At 69.6% G+C, this 1,607-nt stretch carries 2 protein-coding genes; both read right to left on the bottom strand.

The features are described from left to right. Positions 1-206: 206 nt before the first annotated feature. Positions 207-1,106, bottom strand: coding sequence for an ornithine carbamoyltransferase (gene argF, locus AN233_RS14915; RefSeq protein WP_058367557.1), 900 nt, complete (start codon positions 1,104-1,106; stop codon positions 207-209). A gap of 100 nt (positions 1,107-1,206) precedes the next feature. Beyond that, the coding region (locus AN233_RS14910) for a M20/M25/M40 family metallo-hydrolase (protein WP_125920051.1) at positions 1,207-1,607 on the bottom strand (401 nt) is incomplete at its 5' end.

Raw genomic sequence — 1,607 nt, 5'->3', positions numbered from 1 at the left:
TCGAAAAAGCTGGACCAAAAAGCGCTCGCTCCGCTCGCGTCGACCAGCTACGCCAACAGCTCCACGAGCAACGCCTTCTGTGCGTGCAGCCGGTTTTCAGCCCCACCTTTTTCGTCGTCGGGTGCGCTCGCGCGACCGCCGCGCGTCGCGCACCGCTCCTCGAAAAAGCTGGACCAAAAAGCGCTCGCTCCGCTCGCGTCGACCAGCTACGCCAACAGCTCCACGAGCAACGCCTTCTGTGCGTGCAGCCGGTTTTCGGCCTGGTCCCACGCGAGCGCGCGGTCGGACTCCAGCACGTCGTTCGTGATCTCCTCGCCGCGGTGGGCGGGCAGGCAGTGCATCACCTGTGCGTCCGTTCCCGCCAGCAGCGCCTCGTTCACCTGGAACCCCTCGAAGGCGGCCAGCTTCTCCTCGCGCTCGTCCTCCTGTCCCATCGAGATCCACACGTCGGTGTAGACGACGTCCGCGTCCGCGACCGCCGCTTCGGGGTCGGTGGTGACGGTGGGGTCGGCGCCGAAGTCGGCCGCGCGGTCGAACACCGCCTCGTCCATCGCGTAGTCGGCCGGCGTCGCGACCGTCACGTCGATGCCCGCCATCGCCGCGCCCACGACGAACGACTGGCCGACGTTGTTGCCGTCGCCGACCCACGCCACCGTCACGTCCTCGGCGTCGCCGAACGCCTCGCGGATCGTCAGCAGGTCCGCGAGCGTCTGGCAGGGGTGCGCCTCGTCGGTGAGGCCGTTTATCACCGGGCAGTCGGCGTGTTCGGCCAGCGTCTCCACGTCCGCGTGGTCGAACAGCCGCGCCATCACGGCGTCCACGTACCGCCCGAGGACGCGCGCTGTGTCGCGAAGCGGCTCCCCGTGCCCGAGTTGGATGTCGTCCGGGCCGAGGAACATGGCGTGGCCGCCGAGATCCGTCATCCCGGTCTCGAAGGAGACTCGGGTGCGCGTCGAGGGTTTCTCGAAGATCATGCCGAGGGTCTGGTCCGGTAGCTGTGCGTCGTCCGCGCCGGCTTTGAGCGCACTCGCGCGCTCCAGCACCGCGTCGAGTTCGGCCGGCGTCAGGTCGTCGATGTCGAGGAAGTCGTCGGTGTCGAGTGGCATCGTGCTCCGTTTCGCTGGGTCGGGTCGGTCGTCGGTGCGTAGTGGTCGAAGGTCGGTCGGTCGCGGAGAAACGCCGGCGTCGCGGCGCGCGCCGCGACGCCTACAGTCGGTCTCGACAGGCCCGTGAGAGGACGGTCACGGACCGGTCCAGCTCCGCGAGTGGCAGGTGCTCGTTCGGCGCGTGGTCCAGGTCCGAGTTGCCCGGACCGTAGGTGACCATCGGGCAGTCCCACGCGGCCGCGAAGAGGTTCATGTCGCTCGTTCCGGTCTTCCGGAGGAGGCGCACGTCGCCGCCCGTCTCCCTGATCGCCACGCGGAACGCCCGCGCGAGGGGGTTCCGAGGGCTCTCCATCACCGGGGGGATTGGCTCCTTCCAGTGGACCGACCCCGTCGTGAGCTCGCTCTCCGCCAGCTCGTGCACCTCGTCGACGGTGCGGCTCGGCGGGACCCGGAGCTGCACGTCCATCGTCGCCTCGACCGCCAGCCCGTCGTCGGTCAGCC

The organism is Haloparvum sedimenti (assembly GCF_001462205.1).
GTDB lineage: Archaea > Halobacteriota > Halobacteria > Halobacteriales > Haloferacaceae > Haloparvum > Haloparvum sedimenti.
Note: the sequence above shows the minus strand (reverse complement) of the source record. Positions and strands in the feature narration are given on the sequence as shown.